The following is a 23,993-nucleotide window of genomic DNA, read 5'->3' as shown; positions in this document are numbered from 1 at the left end:
GAGCCGGAACCGCCGTCGTCCTCGTTACCGCCGCCGCAGGCGGTCAGGCCGAACGTCAGTGCGCCGGCCAGGGCCAGCACCGTCGCGGTCACCCGGATCGGGGTGGACTTCATGTGTTCTTCCTTTCGTGAGGTACGGCGTGCCGTACGCGATCAGGAGGAGGGAGACCAGGATCCAGCCCAGGTGGAGCGGCCAGAAGCCGTCCCAGCCGAGCCGGTAGTCGGGCAGGAGGGGGCGGACGGCCCGGTAGACCGGCGAGCCGACCTGCTCGAAACCGCTCACCCAGGTGATCCGCACGGCGTAGCCGTCGGCCAGCAGCCAGGCGTAGTTCGCCAGCCCGGCCAGGCCGAGCCCGAGCCCGGTCAGGCGGAGCGGGCCGGGCCTGTCGCGCAGGAGGACCAGGACGAGCAGGAGGGCGAGCGGGAGCACCACCACGGTCTGGCGGCCCGGCCACCAGTAGCCGTTCATGGTCAGCGCGACGAAGGTCGCGGTCAGCCAGCCCGCGGTCAGCGGGAGCAGCAGCACGGCGGCGCCGAAGGGGCTGCGACCGGCGGCACTGTGATCGGCACGGTGATCGGCACGGTGATCGGCGGCGGGCACGCCGGGGGAGGCCGGGGCCCCGTGGGGACCGCGCGGGCGCAGGACGAGCCAGAGGCCGTACCCGGTGGCGGGCAGGAGCAGCAGCCAGGCGGGCTGCCAGGCGGCCAGGCCGTATCCCCGGTCGACCATCAGCCCGACCAGTCGTACGGCGCGGCCCAGATAGTTGGGGTCGAAGCCCATCACGCCGAACTCGCCCGACTCCTGGAAGTGGTCGCCGCTGGCGTAGACCGTCCAGCCGCCCCAGACGAGGCGGTGGATCACCAGGTAGGCGGCGCCCATCGCGGCGAAGCCGCCGGTCAGGGAGAGCAGCACGCCCCGGTCGCCCCGCAGCCGCCACAGGCCGAGCAGGGCGAGCGCCGCGGCGACCGGGGCGTACTTGACCGACAGCCACGGCAGCGCGGTGATCGACAGCCCGAACGCGGCGGCGTCCCGCATGACCCGCCGCACCGGCGGGCCTCCGGTTCCGGGTTCCGTCCCCGCCCTGCGCGTCCGGCCCGCGAAGGCGGGCCCGGTCAGCACGGCCAGTGCGGCGGCGACGGCCAGCGCCGCCGGGAGCTCCGGGTAGACCTGCTGTCCGTAGACCGCGAAGGGCGCGGAGGCCGAGGCGAGGAGCACGCCGCCGGTGGCGAGCCGCACCGGGACCGCGAACCTCCTGACCGCCGTCCACAGGGTCAGCGCGGCGAGCACGCCCGCCATGAGCGCCATGACGGCCTTGGCCGCGACCCACCCGCCCAGGCCCATCGGGGCGGCCAGGACGATCGGCAGCAGCGGGTCGTGCGGGCTGATCTGCGTGCCGTCGGCGAGCACCTCGGTCTGCACCGGCAGCGGCTCGGTCCCCGCCCAGGGCGCCCAGCGCCGCTCGGCCAGCTCGTCGGTGATGTCGAGGTCGAAGTCCTCGAAGAGCGACAGTGCGGTGAGGAGGTACTGCGGCTCGTCGACGGCAACGTGCCCGCCGAACCGCGCCCGCACCCCGATCCCGAGCAGCGCCGCCGCCGTCGCGACCACCGCCGCCAGGGCCACGGCGCCCGCCGGAACCGCCGGAGCCGCTGCCCTGGAACCGCCCGGGGCAGGGGTCTCCGGCGGGTGCCCGGCGGTCATGTCGCCTCCACCAGGGGACGGGAGGCGGCGGCCTGGCGGCGGACGAGGTCGCGGAGGTCGGTCTCGGGGGACCAGCCGATCAGCGAGCGGAGCCGGCGCGTGTCGGCGAGGGAGGCGCCGGGCTCGACGCCGGGGGCCGGCTCGACGGCGAAGGAGACCTCGGTGCCCAGGGCCTCGGCGACGGCGGCGGCCATCGCGCGGAGGCTCTGGCCGCGGCCCGTGCCGACGTTCACGACGCCCTGGGCGCCCGTGGCGGCGAGGTCGGCCATGGCCCGGGCGGCCTGCCGTACGTCGGTCACGTCACGGGTGCGGTCGAGCGAGCCGAGCACCCGGAGCGGGCGCCCGCGGCGGGCCGCCGCCAGCCAGAGCGAGAGCGCCATGTCGGGCCGTTGGCCCTCACCCGCCACGGTGAACGGCCGGATCACGGTGGTACGGCCGCCGCGGGCGAGCCGCTCGGCGCACAGGCGCTCCAGCACGGTCTTGCTCCTGGCGTAACCGCCGACGGGGCGCAGCGGATCGGCCTCGTGGCTGGGACGGCCGTCGCGCGCCCCGCCGTACACCGAGCTGGAGGAGGCGACGAGCAGCGGGACGTTCCGGGGGACGGCGTCGAGGACCCGGGCCCCGGCGAGCACGTTGTCGCGCCGCCGCCGCCAGGCGACGTCGGAGCTGCGGTCGCGCACGCCGGGGCAGCCGGCGAGGTGGTAGACGACGTCGGCGTCCTCCAGGGCGGCCCGGACGAGCTCGTCGCCGGAGAGGAGGTCGGCGGTGAGAACGGTCAGGCCGGGCCTCGGCGGCTGGGCCACCCGGTCGATGCCGATGACCCTCTCCCCCGAGGCGACGAGCGTCTCGACCAGCATCCGGCCGATGAATCCGGCCGAGCCGGTCACGACAGCTGACACCCGGTCCTCTCCTCACGCTCAGTAAAGGTAGCCTAACCTCACTGAGCGAAACCTTAAAGGACCCCGAGTGCGTGCTCCATCCCGACCCCTCTCTGAGCAGGTCCGACGTGCCCTCCTCGTTCTCGCCGGGCCGGCGCGGGTGCCGCGGACGCCCCCCTCCGGGTCGGCCCGGCGTCCGCCCCTCCTCAAGGTGGTCCGGCGCGGTCTCGGCCTGGCGGTCCTCGCCGCCGCCGCGGTCTACCTCGCCCGGGTCGTCTCCGGTCCCGACCTCCTCTCGGCGGGCCGGGCGCTGCTGCGCGACCCGCTCGGGGTGCTTCTCGCGCTCGCGATGTACGGCTGCGCGTTCGGCCTGCGAACGTGGTCCTGGTGCCGGGTGCTGCCGGGCCTGTCCCCCGGCCTGTCCTGGGCCGCGCTGCACGTCTCCCTGCTCGGCAACCACGTCCTGCCGTTCCGCCTGGGCGAGGCCCTGCGGGTGACCACGGTCCTGCGCCGGACCTCCCTGCCCGCCGCCCCGGTGATCGCCTCCACCGTGACCCTCCGCTCCGCCGACCTGCTCGCCGTCGCGCTCCTGGCCCTCGTCGCCGCCCCTGCCCTGGTCACCGGCCTGACCGGCCCCTGGATCTGGCCGCTGGCCGCCGCACTGGCCCTCGCGACGCTCGCGGGGGCGGTCTGGCTGGGCCGCCTCCCGTCCTCCGCCCCCGGTGCCGCCGGCGATTCCGAGCGGAGCGAGGGCGGGCGGGCCCGGCGGCGCGGGAGCGGGACGGCGCTTCTCCCCGTCGTCTTCGCCGCGGCCGCGGCGGCCTGGGTGCTGGAGGCGGCGGTGGTCTACGAGGTGGCGCGGCTGACCGGAGTAGGGTTGACCCCTCCCGAGGCGGTGGCCGTGACGGCCGTGACCATCGCCGCCCAGACCGTGGCCGTGACCCCCGGCGGGTTCGGCTCCTACGAGGCCGCGGCGACGGCGGCGCTGACCGCGCTCGGCGTCGCCTCCGGCCCGGCCTTCGCGGTCGCCCTGCTCACCCACGCCCTGAAGACCGCCTACTCCCTCGTCGTCGGAGGTGTCGCGCTCGTGACTCCCACCAGGCTCAGGCTGCCCCGGACCCTTCCCCCCCGTCCTCACCCGCTGCCGGTCGCCCCGCACGCGCCGGTGGTCGCGTTCGTCCCCGTCTTCAACGAGGAGGCGACGGTCGCCGAGGTCGTCAAGCGCCTTCCTGCCGTCGTCGCCGGGCGCCCGCTGGTCACGATCGTGATCGACGACGGCTCCTCGGACGCCTCGGCCTCCCTCGCCCTCGACGCCGGCGCGACCGTGGTCTCCCAGCCGCACAACCTCGGTCTGGGCGCCGCCGTACGCCGGGGGCTGGCGGAGGCCGTGCGGCTCGACCCGGCGGCGGTGGTCTACCTGGACGCCGATCTGGAGTACTTCCCCGAGGACGTCGAGTCCCTGGCGGAGCCGGTGCTGTCCGGCGAGGCCGACTACGTGGTGGGCTCCCGGTTCGCCGGGACCATCGACCGGATGCTCCCGCACCGGCGCTTCGGCAACCGGGTCCTCACCGCCTGGGTCCGCTGGATGACCCGGCACGCCGTCACCGACGGCCAGAGCGGCTACCGGGCCTTCTCGCCCGGTGCGGCACGCGCCGCCGAGGTGATCCACGACTACAACTACGCCCAGATCCTCACCCTCGACCTGCTCGCCAAGGGCTACCGCTACCACGAGGTCCCGATCCGCTACGCCTTCCGCGCCACCGGCGAGTCCTTCGTCAAGCTGGGCCGCTACCTCCGCAAGGTCATCCCCGCCGTCCACCGCGAGCTCAACTCCCCCTGACCGGTCGGCGGCGCCCGCCGTCGAGCGCCTTCATCCGAAGGAGTGCGGACGTCATGAGCGCCGCCTGCGAAGACGTTCCCCTGGCCGAGGGCGCACGGAGGTGCATGGCCCGGACGGGTCAGGACAGGGCCTGGGCCAGGAGGGTGCCGCACCAGGCGGCGCCCAGGCCGCCGACGACGCTCGCGACGACGTTGAGGAGTGCCCGAGGGCGCTCGCCGGTCTCCGCCAGCCGTACCGTCTCGTAGGCGAAGGTGGAGTAGGTGGTCAGCGCGCCGCAGAACCCGGTCCCGGCCAGCGCCGTCACCCAGCCGTCGGCGGGCAGCGCCAGCAGGAGGCCGAACAGCGCCGATCCGGCCGTGTTGACGGCGAAGGTGCCCCACGGGAAGGTCCCGTCGTGGCGGGCCTGGACGGCCCGGTCGGCCAGGTAGCGCAGCGGCGCGCCGAGGGCCGCGCCCAGCGCGACCAGCAGCGCGCTCACCCCGGCCCCCCGGTGAAGCGGTACGGCCCCACGACCGGATTCCGCCGGTGGGCCGGACCGTGCACCGGTCCCCTCGATCCGCAGAGGTTCACACCGCTCCACCGCGGTAGTCTCGGCCTCATGAGCCGCCCGCCGGCCGGTCCGTACGGCGGAGCCGGGTGATCGCGCGGGTCCCGGAGGCGGCGAGCTGGGTGGCGGCCACCGCGGCGGCGACGGTGCCGAACAGGTAGACCAGGGCGAGCCGCGGGGCGCCGCCGGCGGCCAGCCGCCCGATGTCGGCGACGTAGGCGGAGAACGTGGTGAACCCGCCCAGCACCCCGACCCCGAGGAACGGACGGGCCAGCCGGTGCGCCGCCCGGGTCTCGCCGATGAGCACCATCAGCACGCCGATCAGCGCGCACCCGATCACGTTGACCGCGAACGTGGCCCAGGGGAAACCGCCTGCCGGGCGCGGGAACGCCTCGGAGAGCCCGTGGCGGGCCAGCGCCCCGATCACCCCGCCGGCCGAGACCGCCGCCAGCGTGCTCCACGGGGCCCGCCGCAGCTCGTCCCGCTGCTCGGGGATCCGCAGGTCCACGTCGGGGTCGACCGGCGGCTCCGGGCGATCGTCCAGGCGGTCGGAGGGTGTCTCGGTCATGGGAATCCCGTCAGCATACCGAGCGCCCTGGCCCGCCCCGAGGCCCCGGCGCCCTCACCGGCTCCTCACTCCGGGGGTCCGAGGTCCTCACCCGATCGTCCGGCCCGGTCGTGCCCCGTGGCGTCAGGCCCGGGGGCGCTCGCCGGGGACGGCCCGGTCCCCTCGGACGGCTGCGGGGGCTCCGGGGCGCCGTCGATCAGGCGGGGTCCGTACCGGTATCCCACGATCAGCGCGATCACCAGAGGAGGCACCAGGAACAGGGGATTCGCGAAGAACGACCGCCCCCAGTCCTCACCTCCGCTCACCGCCACGATCGCCGTCTCGAAGGCGGCGGCGGCGAGTCCGTACGCGCAGGCGCACACCAGCCGCGCCTGCTCGGGCCGGCCGGCCAGCCACGGCGCCGCGAGCGCCACGACCGGGGCGACGGGCAGGGCCACGACCAGTCCCACGACCAGCCCGACCAGCCCGCCCAGGATGGAGAGGTTCAGCATGGCGAGGATGAGCTGGATCACCCCGAGGGCGACGGAGTCGTCACCGGAGGCGGCGGAGTCGCTGTCGGGGGCCGGGGTGGTGCCGAGCGCGGGGTCGGGACCGGGGGCGACGAGCTCGATGACGACGATGACAGCGAGGCTGAGCGGAGCGGTGACCGCCCCCGCCACGGCGCCGCCCAGCAGGCCCGCGACGAACGCCCTGCCGGCCACCTTCATTCGTTGAACATGTTCAACAACCACACCCGGCAGTTTCCCTCAGAATCCGGCGAATTGACAGAGGCGCAGCCGATCATCTTCCGCGACGGGGACGGCGCACGCCGACCGGCCGGGCGGGGACGGCGCCTCTCCGCCGTCAGTCCTCGACGACGTGCTCGGCGAAGCGGCTGCGGGCGGCCCGCCAGGCGGAGACGTCCCAGCCGGCGGAGGTGAGGGAGTCGACGGCGTCGTAGCCCATGGCCATGGCGTGATGGGTGTTGTCGTGCGCGAACAGCCCGAGGCGGCCGAAGGTGGTCACGTTCGGGACGGTCCCGGCCCAGGCGTCCAGGCCCGCCAGGTGGGCGGCGTACCCGGTCTCGTAGACCGGGTAGACGTGCGGCACCCGCCGTACGACCACGTCCGCCAGGTCGACCGGGGGCAGCCCCGAGACGGCGAGGGTCTCGCGGACCAGTCCGGAGAAGTCCTCCGTCGTCCAGATCTCGTCACCGGCGGCGCACGGGATCTCGAAGCAGAGCACGGTGCGGCCGGCCGGGTCGTCGGCGCTGATGCGGTAGTTGGCCGGCTCGGAGATCCGGGTCACCGGGGTCTCCGGACCGGGAAGGTAGTGCGCGTCGTACGGTGTCCACCGGCCTCCCTCGTGCACCGCGTAGACCAGCGTCATCGCCCGGAACGCGAGCCGCCCGGCCGCCCGGACGACCTCCTCCGGCGGTCCGGGCCGCACCAGCCGGGCCAGCGCGGGCATCGGGATCGTGGAGAACACCCGCCCGGCCTCGATGCGGTCCCCCGCCGCGGCTTCCCGTTCTCCGGAGGTGTGTACCACCACGGAGTCCTCGGCGGGTTCGATCCGGGTGCAGGCCGTACCGAGGCGGATCTCCGCCCCGGCCGCCGTGGCGGCCTCGGCGAGCGCGTCGACGATCTGGCCGAAGCCGCGCCGGGGGTAGTGGAAGATCTTCCCCTGCCCGTTCGACTGCCCGCGCAGGATCCGCCTGGCGATCTTCCACGGGCTGTCGGCGGTGACCCGCTTGCGGGCCTGGTCCCCGTCGATCTCCTCGCCCGGCAGGCCCCAGAGCTTCACGGCGTACGGCGCGTAGAGCGCGTCGTAGAGGGCCGGGCCGAGACTCGCGCGCAGCGCCCCGGCATAGGTGTCCGCACGACCGGGCGCACCGCCTCCGGCCGGGGACGTACGGCTCCCGCCCCGCAAGGGCGCCGCCACCGTGTCGCGCGCCACCCCGGCCAACAGGCCCGGGGGCAGCCGCCTGGCCAGTTCTCCCGCCCGCAGGGGGAAACCGACGAACCGCCCGGCGATCCGGAGCCTGCCGTTGCGCGGGCGCGTCTGCAGGTCGTCGCCGAGCAGGCCGCGCAGGTCGGCCATGAGGTGGGGCGGGGTGGCCGGATGGAGCCGGTGGCTGCCGTGGTCGACCCGGACCCCGGCCACCTCGAAGCTCGCCGACAGCCCGCCCACGTGCCCGGCCCGCTCCAGCACGACGACGGACAGCCCTCGCCGGGCCGCCCGCCACGCCGCCGCCAGGCCGGACGGCCCGGCTCCCAGCACCACCAGATCAGCGCTTCTCCCCATAGCGGGAGAACCTTATCCGCCGAACGGCGGGACCGGACCCACCGCGGGACGATCCGGCCCCGGGCGGGTCAGCGGAGGGTGCCGTTGGTCATGCCGGCGGGTTCCTCGGGCACGGCGATCAGGCCGAGCTCGGCGGAGGCTGCCATCAGCGGGTGCGCCGGGACGACGCGGACGGTGTAGCCGAAGGCCCCGGTGCGCACCAGCGGGATCGTGCCGCTGAAGACCGCCCTGCCGTCGTCGCCCTCGGACTCGACGCTCAGGGACGAGTAGGCGGGTGAGACCAGCTCGTCGTGGAGGCCGACCCGGCCGTAGGCGGCCTGGACCTGGATGTCCCCGGGCTCCAGCTCGCCCAGGGCGATCGTGGCCCGCAGCTCCAGCGCGGCCCCGACCTCGGGGGTGTCGCCCAGCCCTGCGGCCTCGACGTGCTCGACCCGCACGCCGGGCCAGGCCCGGCCGACCCGCAGCTTCCAGGCGGCGAAGCCCTTGGCCTGCTCGTTGCCGTCCGCCGTGAGGACCCGCGCCGACTTGGCGGCGGGGGTGTAGAGGCCCACGACGTAGTCGCGCAGCATCCGGCCGGCCAGGACCTTGGGGCCCAGCGAGGACAGGGTGTGGCGGACCATCTCCAGCCAGCGGCGGGGCAGGCCGTCGGCGGGCCGGTCGTAGAACCGGTCGGCCACCTCGTGGTCGATCAGGTCGTAGAGCGCGCCCGCCTCCAGCTCGTCGCGGCGGTCGGGGTCGGCGACGCCGTCGGCGGTGGGGACGGCCCAGCCGTTGGTGCCGTCGTACCACTCGTCCCACCAGCCGTCGCGGATGGAGAGGTTGAGCCCGCCGTTGAGCGCGGCCTTCATGCCGCTGGTCCCGCAGGCCTCCAGCGGACGCAGCGGGTTGTTCATCCACACGTCGCAGCCCTGGACCATGAGCTGGCCCAGGGCCATGTCGTAGTCGGGCAGGAAGACGATGCGGTGCCGCACGCTCTCCTGGTCGGCGAACTTCACGATCTGCTGGATGAGCTTCTTGCCGCCCTCGTCGGCCGGGTGGGCCTTGCCCGCGATCACGATCTGCACCGGCTTGTCGGGGTCGAGCAGCAGCCCGCGGAGCCGTACCGGGTCCGAGAGCATCAGGGTCAGGCGCTTGTAGGAGGGCACCCGGCGGGCGAAGCCGATGGTCAGCACCTCCGGGTCGAGGGCGTCGTCGATCCAGCCGAGCTCGGCGGCGGACGCCCCCCGGTCCATCCAGGAGCGGCGGAGCCGGACCCGGGCCGCCTCGACGAGGCGGGCGCGGAGCCTTCCGCGGATGCCCCAGATCTCCTCGTCGGAGATCTTGCTCACGCCCTCCCAGCCCTGGGCCCGGTCCACCAGCGAGGGCAGCTCCCGACCGGCCAGTTCCATGATCTCCCGGCCGACCCAGGTGGGGGCGTGCACCCCGTTGGTGATCGAGCCGATCGGCACCTCGGCCACGTCGAAGCCCGGCCAGAGCCCCTGGAACATCTCCCGGCTGACCTCGCCGTGCAGCTCCGAGACGCCGTTGACCCGCTGGGCCAGGCGCATGCCCATCGCGGCCATGTTGAACTTGCCGGGCTCCTCCTCGGCGCCGAGCGCCAGGATGCGGTCGACCGGGACCGTCGGCCAGGAGTTCTCTCCCCCGAACTGGCGGGCGATCAGCTCGGTCGGGAAGCGGTCGATCCCGGCGGGCACCGGGGTGTGGGTGGTGAAGACGGTCCCGGCGCGCACCGCCTCCAGCGCCTCCTCGAAGGAGAGTCTGGCCTCGGTGAGCTCGCGGATGCGCTCCAGGCCGAGGAAGCCGGCGTGGCCCTCGTTGGTGTGGAAGACCTCGGGCTCGGGGTGGCCGGTGCTCCTGCAGTAGGCGCGGATGGCGCGCACGCCGCCGATGCCGAGCAGCAGCTCCTGCTTGAGGCGGTGGTCGGTGCCGCCGCCGTACAGGCGGTCGGTGACATCGCGGGCGGCGTTGTCGTTCTCGGCCACGTCGGAGTCGAGCAGCAGCAGCGGGACCCTGCCCACCTGGGCCACCCAGACCTGGGCGTGGAGCACGCGGTGCTCGGGCAGGCCGATCCGGATCCGGACGGGCGTGCCGTCCTCCTCCTTCAGGAGCGTCAGCGGCAGGCCGCCGGGGTCGAGCGACGGGTAGTGCTCCAGCTGCCAGCCCTCGGGCGACAGGGACTGGGTGAAGTAGCCGTGCCGGTAGAGCAGGCCGACCGCGAGGATCGGCACGCCGAGGTCGCTGGCGGCCTTGAGGTGGTCCCCGGCGAGGATGCCGAGGCCCCCGGAGTACTGCGGCAGCGCGGCGGCGATGCCGTACTCGGGGGAGAAGTAGCCGATGGCCCGGGCGGCGTCCGGAAGGGACTGGTACCACCGCGGGGCGGTCATGTATTCGCGCAAGTCGTCGGCCGCGTCGGCGAGCCGCCGCAGGAAGCGGCGGTCGGCGGCCAGCTCGCGGAGGCGCTCGGGCTCGACCGCGCCGAGCAGCGCCACGGGGTCGTGGCCGACCCGCTCCCAGGTGACCGGGTCGACCTCGGCGAACAGGTCGAGCGTCTCGGGGTGCCAGGACCAGCGGAGGTTCTGCACGAGCTCGCCGAGAGAGGCCAGCTCCGAAGGAAGGACAGTTCGGACGGTGAACCTGCGGATAGCTCTCACGCTGCCAGACCCTAGTTACTCAACGCCACGAGGGCGACCAGAATGCTCACGCGTCTCCCCCTCACCGCTATTGCCCCGGTCCAAACACGGCGCGCCGACGCCTGTGACCGACGAAAAATCTGTTCAGAAGAGGGGAGCCGACTCTTCCGCGGGCAGGCATGAAGGGCGACTATTGGGGCAACCCAACCTATGAACATCGGTCTGTTCCGGGGATCCGGCCGTCCATACCGGAACAGCGCGTCGTCGTGCCCCGGGGCCGGCCAAAGGGATGCTTGAAGAAGCAAAGGGTCTTTCTTGCCCGAAACCTCCCGGCGGTACCGGGTGTGCCGTCGCTACCGTGAGACGCGATGATCGGACGAATCCCTATCCAGGACATTCACCCCACCGTCGAGTGCGGGCGCCGCCCCGCCAAGGCCGCCGCGGGTGAGACCTTCGAGATCACCGCCGTCGTGTTCCGCGAGGGACACGACGCGGTGGCCGCCGGCGCCGTGCTGATCGGCCCGGACGGCGTGCGCGGGCCGCTGCTGCGCATGCACGAGCTCGCCCCCGGAACCGACCGCTGGGGTGTGGAGGTGACGCTGCCCACCGAGGGCACGTGGCACTTCCGCGTCGAGGCGTGGAGCGATCCCCTGGCCACCTGGATGCACGACGCGGGCATCAAGATCCCCCGCGGCATGGACGCCGACCTGATGTGCGAGGAGGGCGCCAGGCTCTTCGACCGCGCGGCGCGGGCCGTACGGCCTGCGGACTGCGCGGCCAGGTACGCCCCGCCGGATGAGGACGATGCGGGCGAGGGCGGCGCGAACGGCAACGAGCACGCCGGGCAGGCGAAGGGCGGCAGGAACGGCTCGTGCGGGCACCGGGCGGCACTCCAGGCGGTGGCCGCCCGGCTGCGCGACGAGTCCATCGACCCGCGGGCCCGGTTCGCCGTGGCGCAGTTGCCGGAGACGGCCGAGCTGCTGCACGCGCACCCGCTGCGCGACCTGGTGACGAAGTCGCCCCGGCACTCGGTCGTGGTCCACCGGCGCCGCGCGCTGTTCGGGTCCTGGTACGAGTTCTTCCCCCGCTCGGAGGGGGCGATCGTCGAGCCCGGCGCCGCCCCGAAGTCGGGGACCTTCCGGACCGCGACCGAGCGGCTGCCCGCCGTCGCGAAGATGGGCTTCGACGTCGTCTACCTGCCGCCGATCCACCCGATCGGGCACAGCTTCCGCAAGGGCCGCAACAACACGCTGACGCCCGAGCCGTACGACCCGGGGTCACCGTGGGCGATCGGCTCCGAGGAGGGCGGGCACGACGCGATCCATCCCGACCTCGGCACCTTCGAGGACTTCGACGCCTTCGTGGGCAGGGCCCGCGAGCTCGGCATGGAGATCGCCCTCGACCTGGCCCTGCAGTGCTCGCCCGACCACCCGTGGGTCAAGGACCACCCGGAGTGGTTCAATATCCGCGCCGACGGCTCGATCGCGTACGCGGAGAACCCTCCCAAGAAGTACCAGGACATCTACCCGCTCAACTTCGACAACGACCCGGAGGGCATCTACTCCGAGGTCAAGCGGGTGGTGAAGCTGTGGATGGACCACGGCGTGCGGATCTTCCGGGTGGACAACCCGCACACCAAGCCGGTGGCCTTCTGGGAGCGGCTGCTGGCCGACATCCACACCACCGACCCGGACGTGTTGTTCCTTGCGGAGGCGTTCACCCGTCCGGCGATGATGCGGGCGCTGGCCAAGATCGGTTTTCACCAGTCCTACACGTACTACACGTGGAAGAACTCCCGGCAGGACGTCGAGTCCTACCTGGGCGAGCTCTCCCACGAGACCTCGCATTTCATGCGACCAAACCTGTTTGTTAACACTCCGGACATTCTTCATGAATATCTGCAACATGGAGGCGTTCCGGCGTTCCGCATCAGAGCGGTCCTCGCGGCCCTGACCGGACCGACCTGGGGCGTGTACGCGGGATACGAGCTCGCGGAGAACATCCCGGTCCGGCCTGGCAGTGAAGAATACCTTGACAGTGAGAAATATCAGTATAGACCTCGCAATTGGGCTGAAGCAGAACGAGACGGGCGAAGTCTGGCGCCGTTCATCACGCAACTGAATTTGTTCCGAAGAGCCCACCCGGCGCTCCAGGAATTGCGTAATCTACGGTTCCACAGCGTCGACCACCCGGATATCGTCTGCTTCTCCAAGCGGCTCCCGGGCTCCCACGACACGGCCTCACGACGGCACGGCCTGGGCGACGTCGTTCTGGCAGTCGTCAATCTCGATCCGCACCACACCCACGAGGCGACGGTGTCCTTGGACATGCCCGCCCTCGGTCTCGACTGGCACGCCGAGTTCGTCGTCGACGACGAACTGTCCGGCGAGTCGTACCGCTGGCGGCAGTCGAACTACGTGCGCCTCGATCCCCACATCCACCCAGCGCACGTCTTCACCCTGCGCTCGGCGGCCAGCCACAGGTGAACCGGTCGGGCGCGATCCGGCAGAGCAGCGGAGAGTCCTACGTGAGTCAGCGAACCAACCAGCCCAGCAGTCGGCGCACGCTGTCGGCGAAGGAGGCGGCGCGAGCGAGCGAAGCGAGCACGCCAATGAGCACAGCAGCCCCGCGAGCGCTGCCGGCGAAGGAGGCGGCGCGAGCGAGCGAAGCGAGCACGCCAATGAGCACAGCAGCCCCGCGAGCGCTGCCGACGAAGGAGGCGGCGTGAGCCATCTGTCCGAGCCCATTCCGAACACCTTCGACGAGGAGGAGCCGCGCGATCCCTACTGGTTCAAGCGCGCGGTCTTCTACGAGGTGCTGATCCGGGGCTTCGCCGACTCCAACGGCGACGGCACCGGAGACATCCGCGGTCTCATCCAGAAGCTGGACTATCTCCAGTGGCTGGGCGTGGACTGCCTGTGGCTGCTGCCGCTGTACGAGTCGCCGCTGCGCGACGGCGGCTACGACATCGCGGACTTCATGAAGATCCTGCCCGACTTCGGCGATCTGGGGGACTTCGTCAAGCTGGTGGATGAGGCCCACAAGCGGGGCATGCGCGTCATCGCCGACCTGGTGATGAACCACACCAGCGACCAGCACCCCTGGTTCCAGGCCTCCCGGCACGATCCCGAGGGCCCGTTCGGCGACTTCTACGTGTGGAGCGACACCGACGAGCGCTACAAGGACGCGCGGATCATCTTCATCGACACCGAGACGTCCAACTGGACCTACGACCCGGTGCGCCAGCAGTACTACTGGCACCGCTTCTTCCACCACCAGCCGGACCTCAACTACGAGAACCCGGACGTGCAGAACGCGATGCTGGAGGTGCTGCGCTTCTGGCTGGACCTGGGCATCGACGGGTTCCGGATGGACGCCATCCCCTACCTGTTCGAGGCCGAGGGCACCAACTGCGAGAACCTTCCGAGGACCCACGAGTACCTCAAGCGGGTCCGCGCGGAGGTGGACCGGCTCTACCCGGACCGGGTGCTGCTGGCCGAGGCCAACCAGTGGCCGGCCGACGTGGTGGAGTACTTCGGCGACCCCGCCACCGGGGGCGACGAGTGCCACATGGCCTTCCACTTCCCGCTGATGCCGCGCATCTTCATGGCCGTGCGCAGGGAGTCGCGCTACCCGATCTCGGAGATCCTGGCCCAGACGCCGAAGATCCCCGAGAACTGCCAGTGGGGCATCTTCCTGCGCAACCACGACGAGCTCACGCTCGAGATGGTGACCGACGACGAGCGCGACTACATGTACTCCGAGTACGCCAAGGACCCGCGGATGCGCGCCAACGTGGGCATCCGGCGCCGCCTGGCCCCGCTGCTGGAGAACGACCGCAACCAGATCGAGCTGTTCACCGCGCTGCTGCTGTCCCTGCCCGGCTCCCCCGTGCTCTACTACGGCGACGAGATCGGCATGGGCGACAACATCTGGCTCGGCGACCGCGACGGCGTGCGCACCCCGATGCAGTGGAGCCCGGACCGCAACGCCGGGTTCTCCGACTGCGACCCGGGCCGGCTCTACCTGCCGGTCATCATGGACCCGATCTACGGTTTCCAGGCGATCAACGTGGAGGCGCAGCAGAAGAGCAGCGGCTCCCTGCTGCACTGGACCAAGCGGATGATCGAGATCCGCAAGCGCCATCCGGTCTTCGGCCTCGGCGACTTCGCCGAGCTGAACTCCTCCAATCCCAGCGTGCTCGCCTATGTGCGTGAGCTCGGCTCGGACCGGATGCTCTGCGTCAACAACCTCTCCCGCTTCCCCCAGCCGGTCGAGCTCGACCTGCGCCGCTTCGAGGGTTCGATCCCGGTGGAGACCATGGGCGGAGTCCCATTTCCGCCAATTGGCGAACTTCCGTATCTTTTGACGCTGCCTGGGCATGGGTTCTATTGGTTCACCCTGCCACCCGTAACCCAGGAGGCGTAGGCCATGTTGACGGAGCTCCTTACCGGATGGATGACGCACCAGCGCTGGTTCGCCGGTAAGGGGCGTCCGATCGACGGGCTCGACGTCGAATCCGACGTCGAGCTCACCCCGGGCCTGCGCCATCTCATCGTCTCGGTCCGCCAGAACGGCACGCGCGACCGCTACCAGGTCCTCCTGGGCTGCTGCGACGACGGCGGCGTGCCCGACAAGCTCTGGCACGCGCAGATCGGCGGCGGCTTCTACGACGCCGCCCACGACGCCAACCTGACCGGCGTGCTGCTGGAGGCGATGGCCGCCGGGCGCGACATCGGCCCGCTGCGCTTCCGCCACCTGGAGGGCGTGCACATCGACACCTCGCCGCGGAGCCTGGTGCTCGGCGCCGAGCAGTCCAACACCTCCCTGGTGTACGGCGACGCCTACATCTGCAAGCTGTTCCGCCGCCTGATCCCGGGCGTCAACCCCGAGCTGGAGATCGTCAACGCGCTGGCGATGCGCAAGGCGGCTCACATCGCGCAGCCGTACGGCTGGATCGAGATCGACCTCGACGGCGAGCCCACCACGCTCGCGATGAACCAGGAGTTCCTGTCCAACGCCAACGACGGCTGGGCGCTGGCCCTGGCGAGCGTCCGCGACCTGTACGCCTCCATGGAGGAGTCGGCCTCCGACGCGGGCGGCGACTTCAGCGCCGAGGCGTTCCGGCTCGGCACGGCCACCGCCGAGGTCCACCAGGAGATGGCCGCCGCGTTCCCGACCGGGGTGATGGACGCGCCGGAGGTCAAGCGCATGGTCGAGGACCAGCGCCGCAGGCTGTCCCAGGCCGTCGACGAGGTCCCCGAGCTGGCGAAGTACGCCCACGTCGCCGACGACGCCTACCAGCGGGTCGTCGACGTGGCGCACGATGTCCCCGTCCAGCGGGTCCACGGCGACTACCACCTCGGCCAGGTGATGCGCACCCCGACCGACTGGATCGTGCTCGACTTCGAGGGTGAGCCGGGCCAGCCCCTCGACGAGCGCCGCGCGCTGAGCTCCCCGCTGCGTGACGTGGCCGGGATGCTGCGCTCGTTCGACTACGCCGCCCGGCACCTGCTGGCCGACCACGACGAGGCCGAGGACCTGCTCCCGCGGGCGACCGAGTGGGCCGAGCTCAACCGTTCGTCGTTCCTGGCCGGCTACTCGGCGGGAGGCGGGCGGCTGCGCGGGGAGGACGCCGTCCTGCTGCGCGCCCTGGAGCTGGCCAAGGCCGTCTACGAGGTGGTCTACGAGGCGCGCAACCGCCCCTCGTGGCTCCCCATCCCGCTGGCGGCCTTCGGCCACTGAGCCGCCCCGGACCGGCCGCTGGACCGGCGATCGCATCGCGGCTGAACCGATCACCGGATTCCCGCCCCCGCCATCCCGAAAGCCATTACTGTTCGCATACGAATCTATGCGAACAGTAAAGGAGCCGTCATGAGGCGCGGCCGGACCGTGATGGCGCTGGCGGGCGCGGGCGCGCTCGCCCTGGCGGGGTCGCTGTTGCTGACGGCCGGGGACCAGGGGCCCCAGGCGGCCCGGTCCTCCCTGGGACCGCCCGCCCTCGGAGATCCCCTGACCGGCGACGAGATCGCGCGGGCGGGCGAGATCGCCTCGGCGACGCTGCGCACGCGCATGTCGACCGGGCGGGTCGAGCTCCTCTACGTCGAGCGCGACGACGACAAGGCCGCCGCGCACCTGCGCCGGGCCGACGCCTACATCTACGACTACGGCGCCGACCGGCTCATCGTACGGACCGTCGACCTCGGCCAGGGCAAGGTCGTGGCCGAGAGCGCGGACCGGGGGGTGCGGCCTCCCCCGTCCAGGGCCGAGGAGGCCAGGGCCGCCGAGCTGCTGCTGGCCGACCCCGAGCACGGGCGGCGGATCCGCGCCGCCTACGCCGCGGCGGCGGGCAGGGCCCTGCGTTCTGCCTCCGACCTGGGCCTGCGCGCGATGATCTACACGCCGCGCCGGCACGGCGCGGCCGCCGAGGCCTGCCGCACCCACCGCTGCATGCGGCTCTTCGTCCGGCTGCCCGACGGCTCCTGGCTGGACACCACCCGGATCGCCGTCGACCTGTCCGCCAAGAAGATCCTCGCCCTGGAGTGGTGACCGTGCGGTTCCCCCTGACCCTCCTCTCCCTCGTCCTGGCCACCGGTCTCGCGGGCGTCCCCGTCACCGCGGCCACCGGCGCCGGCCCGGCCCGCGCCCTTCCCGCGAGCGGCGCGCCCGCCCCGGCGCCGGCCCGGCCCGCGTGCCGCGCGCCGTACCTCGTCGACCACAAGCTGCCGAACGGCGCGCGCTGGCGGCTCTGCTGGGAGATGCGCACCATCGAGGGGCTCACCCTCACCGACGTCCTCTACACGCCGGTCGGCGGGCGGGAGGTCGGCGTGCTGCGCAGCACCGCCCTGGCCCAGATCCACGTGCCCTACGACAGCGGCGAGCCCCGCTTCCACGACATCGGCACCCTGGGCGAGATCGCCGTGGCGCTCCAGGCGGCCGACTGCCCCGGCGGGGAGCGCCGCGGGCAGTACGTCTGCGTGACCACCCGCCCGCGCGGCCACGCCTACCTGAAGTCGCGCTTCGAGGAGCCGAGCCTCTCCGCCCAGGGCCACGACCTGGCGGTGTACGCCGCCTTCCAGGTGGGCTGGTACACCTACCTGGTCGAGTGGGCGTTCTCCGACGACGGCGCCATCACCCCGCGCGTGGGCGCGACCGGCTCCCTGTCCGGCTTCACCTCCGCCTCCGGCCACGGCTGGCAGACCGGGAGGGGCACCGCCCACGTCGAGCAGAGCCACAGCCACAACATCTTCTGGCGGCTCGACTTCGACGTCGACGGCAAGAAGGACGACGTCGTCGAGCAGTACGACTTCACCGGCTCCGGCACGGCCAAGCGCACCCTCGTCCGCACGAGGTTCACCAAGGAGGCGAAGGCCGTCAACGGCCGGACCCGGTGGTGGCGAGTGGTCGACACCCGCAGCCGCAACGCCGACGGGCACCGGATCTCCTGGGAGATCAACAACTCCGCCAGCGCGCAGTACCGGGGCCCCGAGGACGAGAAGTTCACCCGGGCCGACCTCTACGTGAGCCAATACCGCTCCTGCGAGCGGCTGGCGACCAACAACCCCACCCCCGACTGCGCGATGAGCGTCGACCGCTACGTCAACGCCGAGCGGCTCACCGACCCCGTGCTCTGGGTCAACGTGGGCTACCACCACGTCGCCCGCGACGAGGACGCCGACCCCATGCCGGTCCACTGGCAGGGGTTCCGCATCACCCCGCGCGACGTGACGGCGAAGAACCCGCGCTGACCCGCGGACGAGCCCTCGCAGAGGCCGCCGAGGACGTGCGGAGAGGAGGGAAACCCCCTACCGGCGGCCGTGAGGCCCTCACGTCCGGCCCCCGCCTCTGTGATCTTCCGATTCCGGGGGCGGTGTACCGAAGCCGGTGCAAAGATCTTTCCTGGCATGCCCCGAATCTCATGGGTTGAACGCCCACAAGCGGGCAGGGTTAGGGGATATCCGACTTACGGGAGTGACTCACCCATGAGCGTGCACCTGGACCTGGATCTCGACCGGCTGGCGGGCGGAGCGCACCACGACCCCCATTCGATCCTCGGAGCGCATCCGGGACCCGGAGGCGTGACCATCAGGGCGCTGCGGCCGCTGGCGGAGCGGGTGCAGGTGATCGTGGGCGACGAGGTCCACGACATGGAACACATGGCCCACGGGGTGTTCGCTGTGACGGTCCCGGGGCTCGACAAGACCCCCGACTACCGGCTCCGGGTCATGTACGCCGGTGCCGAGCCGTACGAGACCGCCGACCCCTACCGGCACTGGCCCACGCTCGGCGAGGTGGACCTGCACCTGATCGGCGAGGGGCGTCACGAGCGGCTCTGGGACGCGCTCGGCGCCCGGGTCATGCGCCACGAGGACGTCGAGGGCACCGCCTTCACCGTCTGGGCGCCGAACGCGCGCGGGGTCCGGGTGGTCGGTGACTTCAACCACTGGGACGGCGTCGGCCACCCGATGCGCTCGCTGGGCCGCTCCGGGGTGTGGGAGCTGTTCATCCCGGGCCTGTCGGAGGGCGACCGCTACAAGTTCTCGATCCTCGGCTCGGACGGGGTCTGGCGGGACAAGGCCGACCCGATGGCCCGCCGTACCGAGGTCCCGCCCGCGACCGCGTCGGTGATCGAGCGCTCGTCGTACGGCTGGCAGGACGCGGCGTGGATGCGGACCCGGGCCGACAGCCGCGCCCTGGAGGAGCCGATGAGCGTCTACGAGGTGCACCTGGCCTCGTGGCGGCCCGGCCTGTCCTACCGGGAGCTCGCCACCGAGCTGGTGGACTACGTCAGGGACATGGGCTTCACCCACGTGGAGCTGCTCCCGGTGGCCGAGCACCCGTTCGGCGGCTCGTGGGGCTACCAGGTGACGTCCTACTACGCGCCGACGGCCCGGTTCGGCTCCCCGGACGACTTCCGGTATCTCGTGGACAAGCTGCACGAGGCCGGGATCGGGGTGCTGCTGGACTGGGTGCCCGCGCACTTCCCGATGGACGACTGGGCGCTGGCCCGCTTCGACGGCACCCCGCTGTACGAGCACGCCGACCCGGCGCGGGGCGAGCACCCCGAGTGGGGCACCTACATCTTCGACTTCGGCCGCCGGGAGGTGCGCAACTTCCTGGTCGCCAACGCGCTGTACTGGCTGCGCGAGTTCCACATCGACGGGCTCCGGGTGGACGCGGTCGCCTCGATGCTCTACCTCGACTACTCGCGGCGCGAGGGCGAGTGGACGCCCAACCAGTACGGCGGGCGGGAGAACCTCGACGCGGTGGAGTTCCTCAAGGAGATGAACGCCGTCTGCTACCGCGAGGCCCCGGGCATCGTCACGATCGCCGAGGAGTCCACCGCCTGGCCGGGCGTGTCGAGGCCCGCCTACCTGGGCGGGCTCGGGTTCGGGTTCAAGTGGAACATGGGCTGGATGCACGACACGCTGGCGTATCTCAAGCACGAGCCGGTCTTCCGGCAGTACCACCACCACCAGATGACGTTCTCGCTGATGTACGCCTACTCGGAGAACTTCGTGCTGCCGCTCTCGCACGACGAGGTGGTGCACGGCAAGGGCTCGCTGCTGGGCAAGATGCCGGGCGACGAGTGGCAGCGCTTCGCCAACCTGCGCGCGCTGTACGCCTTCATGTGGGCTCACCCCGGAAAGCAGCTGCTGTTCATGGGCGGGGAGTTCGGCCAGGGCTCGGAGTGGTCGGAGGAGCGCGGGCTCGACTGGTGGGTGCTCGACTTCGACGGGCACAAGGGCGTGCAGAAGCTGGTGCGCGACCTCAACCGGGTCTACAAGGAGACGCCCGCGCTGTGGAAGGCCGACAACTCCCCCGAAGGCTTCCGCTGGATCGACGCCGACGACGCCTCCGGGAACGTCTTCTCGTTCCTGCGGCAGGCTCCCGACGGCTCGGCGCTGGCCTGCGTGGCCAACTTCTCCGGCGGGCCGCACGAGGACTACTCCCTCGGGCTGCCGTCGGGCGGGTCGTGGGAGGAGGTCGTCAACACCGACGCCTACGACTATGCCGGCAGCGGCGTGGGCAACCTGGGCGGGGTGGCCGCCGTCGAGGTGCCCCACCACGGCCTGCCGTACTCCGCCCGCCTGCGCGTCCCGCCGCTCGGCACCCTCTGGCTGCGCCGCACCCCGGACCCGGAGTCCCTGATGATCGCGGACGAGATCGAATAGGCCCGGCACACCGTACGGCATGTGCATGATGCGGCCCCGATGGCCTGTGGGAGCCCGGACAGGTGTGTGACCGGATCCGAGGTGACAGACCGCGACGACGTGGATACGGTGAATGCGCCGCCTCCTGCGGGGGGAATGGAAGTGAGCCCGGGTGGACCGCCGGACGACGGGAGCCCGGGCTTCGCGACGTCTGGGCTCGGACCTGTCAGCAGGGCCGGTAGAGAGCGTTCAGGCCGATCAGGCGGAGGCGGTCGTCTTCTTCGGCCGCCTGCCGCAGGTCGTCGGTGAAGCCTGAGCCGCTGTAGCAGGCCAGGACCGTGTCCCGGGTCTCATAGCCCTTGTCCCCGAGGAGGTCGCGGGCTCTCGCCAGGCGTTCGACGTGGTGGCCGTTCATGGTCTCACCCCACTTGGCCTCGCCCAGCGACAGGACCCGGCGGGGGCAGCCAGGCTCCTGGGCGGCCAGGACGACCACGTCGACCTCGATCCGGGTGCGGTTGGCCGGGTCGCCGACGACTCCGGAGCCGACCTCGGAGGGGAAGCCGCCGTACAGGCTCTCGTCCGCGTCGCGGGCGAAGTCTCGGCAGCCCCAGCCGGCCTGACCTGCTGGATGGGTTCATCGCCGAGACCGGGATCGTGATCTCCGCTCAGGTGTAACCTCCGGCTTTCATCCTCAGCAGCCGAGCGCGACCATCCGTTTCGAGCAGAGTGGCGCACAGATCCACTCTTCGAGGCGGGGTCGTTCGACGTGGCGGTCAGCCGCACGAGGGCGATGTGCTTCGGGGAACCGGTCGCCGCGTTCGCCAACGTCGCCGCGCTTCGCCCCGGCGGGCGGGGCGAGCGGCTCATTCCTGCGTGTTCTCGGTCACCGATCCCCTCATCGGTGACGAGCCGCCAGACGTCCGCAGGCCTCGTTCCTGCGGAAACACACCCTCTCCCCAAAAGACAACAAAGCTACCTATTTCCGGCGTTCATCACAAAACAGTCTCGCTCCTTACGCTCCAACGTCAACTTCTTTACCCTTGTGCCTCATGCCGAGCAGAAGTTCCTTATCTGCCCGGCTTTTTCGGGATAACCAACAGCGAGCGGTGCGGAGGGCTCGAGTGTGAACGCGTGACGCCCTCACCTCCCCTCCCGGCACCGACCTGCATGTACGGCCTCCCCGTTCGGCCCCGCTGATCTCCCCGCTGGGCCGATCTCTCATGTTCACGGCCGCGCCACCGTACGGCGCGGCGCATCTCCCCGGAGGACCTTTGAGACTTCGACGTCTCCTGGCGGGAGCCATCGCGCTCGCCGCCACCTCGGTCACGCTCGCGGCGACACCCGCAGCCGCCGTGATCGACCCCATCGACGGCAAGATCGCCCCTTCGCTGGCCGCCTCCACCAAGGAGGTGCGCGCCTTCGTCGAGCTCAAGAGCACAAGCAACATCGGCGCCATCGCGGCCAAGGCCGAAAAGCTTCCCGACACCGAGGTCGCCCAGCAGCCGAAGCTCAACCCCTTCATCGTGGTGACGGGTGACGGCAACGACCTCAAGAAGCTGGCCGCGGACCCGAACGTCCTGTCCATCCGCAAGGAGAAGGCCGTCCGCCCCTCTCTGCTCAGCAGCCTCAAGGTGATCGGCGGCGACAAGGTCCACGAGGCCGGCATCACCGGTGAGGGCCAGACCGTCGCGATCCTGGACACCGGCATCGACCGCGACCATCCCGCTTTCGCGGGACAGATCGTCGCCGAAGCATGCTTCTCCGCCGACAACCCCGAGGGCGACGACGTCAAGTCGCTCTGCCCCAGCGGTCAGGAGATCCAGACCGGCGCCGGTTCGGCGGACGCCGAGACCGCCCGTTGCCTCGACGGGGCCAAGAACCTCTGCACCCACGGGTCCCACGTGGCCGGCATCGCGGCGGGCAAGAACGCGAACGGCAAGAGCGGTGGTGTGGCCCCGGGCGCGAAGATCATCGCTATCCAGGTGTTCAGCCGCGTCAACAGTGAGGACGAGCAGAACGGCTGCGGCGCCGGACGGGCTCCCTGCGTCCTGGCCTACGAGGGCGCGCTGCTCGAGGCGCTCAAGTACGTCGGCACGCTGAGCGCCACCCACAAGATCGCCGCGGCGAACCTCAGCCTCGGAGGCGGGAAGTACGACAACGCCTGTGACGCCACCCCCGAAGGCGAGTTCCTCAAGCCGACGATCGACCAGCTCGCCACCAAGGGCGTCGCGACCGTGATCGCCTCGGGCAACGAGTACTTCGGCAGCGCCGTCGGCTGGCCCGCCTGCATCTCCTCAGCCGTGACCGTCGGCGCCACCGATGACGCCGACGCTGTGGCGTCCTTCTCCAACCGGGGCACGCTCCTCGACCTGTTCGCGCCCGGCGTGGCGATCGAGTCCTCGATCCCCGACGACGCCTACGCCGTCTACGGCGGCACCTCGATGGCGACCCCGCACGTCGCCGGCGCCTTCGCCCTGCTGCGCAGCAAGAACCCCGCGCTGACCCCGGCCCAGGGCCTGGAGAAGCTGCGGTCGACCGGCAAGCTGATCGAGTACACCAGCGGGGATGTCAAGGTCAAGACTCCGCGCATCGACCTCTTCGAGGCCCTCGACAAGCCTGGCAAGCCGACCCCCACCCCGACGCCCACCCCGACGCCCACGGTGACCCCGACGCCGACGCCCACGGTGACCCCCACCGCCACGCCGACGGTCGCCCCCACCGCCACGCCGAAGCCGACCCCGACCCCGACGCACACGCAGCCGGGCGGCGGCAGTGACCTCGACCCGCTCCCCGTCCCGGACGTGTGCGAGCGCGGCAAGGGCACCAAGGCCCTGAGCGCGGCCGGCTGGGCCAGGGAGATGCACAGGAAGACCGGCGCCCTGTCGGACCAGACCCTGGTCTGCTACCTGAGCATCGCCCAGAACGGCAGCAAGGTCTTCCCCGAGGTCAGGAACGCCGGTTCGCTCGGCAAGGCGTACACGATCCTCAAGGGCAAGAGCGGCAAGGCCGTCCTCGACCGCGAGCTGCTGGCCGCCTGGCTGAACTACGCCCACGGCGTCTACAACGGCTCCACCAAGGTCAAGGGCGCCACCACCCTCAAGAGCGCCGTGGCGATCGCCGAGAAGCACCGCCTCAACCCCAAGGCGACCTCCGCCCAGATCCTCAAGTCCGCCGTGTACCTGAACAAGAACGTCAACCGGGCGAAGTAAGCACCGGGCGACGCAAGGATCCAGCGGATTAAACCTTCGCGTATCCGGGCCGGTCACGCTGTGCGTGACCGGCCCTTCGCGTGTCCGGGGCATGATCGACGCACCTTAAATCCACCTTATGCCCGGCTTATAACCGCATCCCAGGTGTTGACCGTACGGGAACGTGAACCCTACCCTCCATTAACT

General features: G+C 71.7%; 16 protein-coding genes. 8 read left to right on the top strand and 8 right to left on the bottom strand.

Annotated elements, in window-relative coordinates:
* Positions 1-24: 24 nt before the first annotated feature.
* Both HS041_RS31550 and HS041_RS31545 read right to left on the bottom strand, forming a co-directional pair.
* Positions 25-1,698 carry a hypothetical protein gene (locus tag HS041_RS31550; protein WP_196444519.1) on the bottom strand — a complete coding sequence of 558 codons (1,674 nt, stop codon included), beginning with the start codon at positions 1,696-1,698 and terminating at the stop codon, positions 25-27.
* Positions 1,695-2,597, bottom strand: coding sequence for an NAD-dependent epimerase/dehydratase family protein (locus HS041_RS31545; RefSeq protein ID WP_196444518.1), 903 nt, complete (start codon positions 2,595-2,597; stop codon positions 1,695-1,697). Before HS041_RS31545 ends, HS041_RS31550 begins: the two co-directional genes overlap by 4 nt.
* Positions 2,598-2,787: 190 nt before the next feature.
* Here HS041_RS31545 and HS041_RS31540 point away from each other — a divergent pair, with 190 nt between their 5' ends.
* The gene (locus tag HS041_RS31540) at positions 2,788-4,416 is read left to right on the top strand and encodes a lysylphosphatidylglycerol synthase domain-containing protein (RefSeq protein WP_196444517.1); all 1,629 of its coding nucleotides are present in this window, start codon (positions 2,788-2,790) and stop codon (positions 4,414-4,416) included.
* Positions 4,417-4,534: 118 nt separating this feature from the next.
* Here the strand turns inward: HS041_RS31540 and crcB are convergent, their stop codons facing one another.
* The 5 genes from crcB to glgP form a co-directional block, all read right to left on the bottom strand.
* A complete protein-coding gene (crcB, locus tag HS041_RS31535) occupies positions 4,535-4,894 on the bottom strand; it encodes a fluoride efflux transporter CrcB (protein ID WP_196444516.1) in 360 nt (119 codons plus the stop codon).
* A 118-nt stretch (positions 4,895-5,012) separates the two neighbouring features.
* Positions 5,013-5,531, bottom strand: a complete 519-nt coding sequence (locus HS041_RS31530; protein WP_196444515.1) for a fluoride efflux transporter FluC — start codon at positions 5,529-5,531, stop codon at positions 5,013-5,015.
* Positions 5,532-5,596: 65 nt separating this feature from the next.
* Complete coding sequence (locus HS041_RS31525) at positions 5,597-6,238, bottom strand: hypothetical protein (protein WP_196444514.1); 642 nt, start codon at positions 6,236-6,238, stop codon at positions 5,597-5,599.
* A gap of 136 nt (positions 6,239-6,374) precedes the next feature.
* Positions 6,375-7,814, bottom strand: a complete 1,440-nt coding sequence (locus HS041_RS31520; RefSeq protein WP_196444513.1) for an FAD-dependent oxidoreductase — start codon at positions 7,812-7,814, stop codon at positions 6,375-6,377.
* A gap of 68 nt (positions 7,815-7,882) precedes the next feature.
* Positions 7,883-10,465 carry an alpha-glucan family phosphorylase gene (glgP, locus tag HS041_RS31515; protein ID WP_196444512.1) on the bottom strand — a complete coding sequence of 861 codons (2,583 nt, stop codon included), beginning with the start codon at positions 10,463-10,465 and terminating at the stop codon, positions 7,883-7,885.
* A gap of 347 nt (positions 10,466-10,812) precedes the next feature.
* On the opposite strand from glgP, the gene HS041_RS31510 reads away from it, so the two are divergent.
* From HS041_RS31510 to glgB, 6 genes are all read left to right on the top strand, one after another.
* Complete coding sequence (locus tag HS041_RS31510) at positions 10,813-12,930, top strand: alpha-1,4-glucan--maltose-1-phosphate maltosyltransferase (protein ID WP_196444511.1); 2,118 nt, start codon at positions 10,813-10,815, stop codon at positions 12,928-12,930.
* Between the two features lie 238 nt (positions 12,931-13,168).
* Entirely contained in the window at positions 13,169-14,872 is a 1,704-nt protein-coding gene (gene treS, locus HS041_RS31505; RefSeq protein WP_196444510.1) for a maltose alpha-D-glucosyltransferase, read from the top strand.
* Between the two features lie 3 nt (positions 14,873-14,875).
* Positions 14,876-16,189 (top strand): maltokinase N-terminal cap-like domain-containing protein, encoded by a 1,314-nt coding sequence (locus HS041_RS31500; RefSeq protein ID WP_196444509.1) that lies wholly within the window; start codon positions 14,876-14,878, stop codon positions 16,187-16,189.
* Positions 16,190-16,318: 129 nt separating this feature from the next.
* Positions 16,319-16,993, top strand: a complete 675-nt coding sequence (locus tag HS041_RS31495; protein WP_196444508.1) for a hypothetical protein — start codon at positions 16,319-16,321, stop codon at positions 16,991-16,993.
* A gap of 2 nt (positions 16,994-16,995) precedes the next feature.
* Complete coding sequence (locus HS041_RS31490) at positions 16,996-18,192, top strand: copper amine oxidase (RefSeq protein ID WP_307845538.1); 1,197 nt, start codon at positions 16,996-16,998, stop codon at positions 18,190-18,192.
* A 234-nt stretch (positions 18,193-18,426) separates the two neighbouring features.
* Positions 18,427-20,619 carry a 1,4-alpha-glucan branching protein GlgB gene (gene glgB / locus HS041_RS31485; RefSeq protein ID WP_196444507.1) on the top strand — a complete coding sequence of 731 codons (2,193 nt, stop codon included), beginning with the start codon at positions 18,427-18,429 and terminating at the stop codon, positions 20,617-20,619.
* Positions 20,620-20,824: 205 nt separating this feature from the next.
* Here glgB and HS041_RS31480 read toward each other — a convergent pair whose 3' ends face one another.
* Positions 20,825-21,091, bottom strand: a complete 267-nt coding sequence (locus HS041_RS31480) for a hypothetical protein (protein WP_196444506.1) — start codon at positions 21,089-21,091, stop codon at positions 20,825-20,827.
* 778 nt (positions 21,092-21,869) lie between these two features.
* On the opposite strand from HS041_RS31480, the gene HS041_RS31475 reads away from it, so the two are divergent.
* The gene (locus HS041_RS31475; RefSeq protein WP_196444505.1) at positions 21,870-23,807 is read left to right on the top strand and encodes a S8 family peptidase; all 1,938 of its coding nucleotides are present in this window, start codon (positions 21,870-21,872) and stop codon (positions 23,805-23,807) included.
* Positions 23,808-23,993: the final 186 nt, after the last annotated feature.

The sequence above is a fragment of the Planomonospora sp. ID67723 genome (genome assembly GCF_015711605.1).
Taxonomy (GTDB): Bacteria; Actinomycetota; Actinomycetes; order Streptosporangiales; family Streptosporangiaceae; genus Planomonospora_A.
The sequence above is the reverse complement of the archived record's forward strand: the minus strand, read 5'-3'. Positions and strand labels throughout refer to the sequence as shown.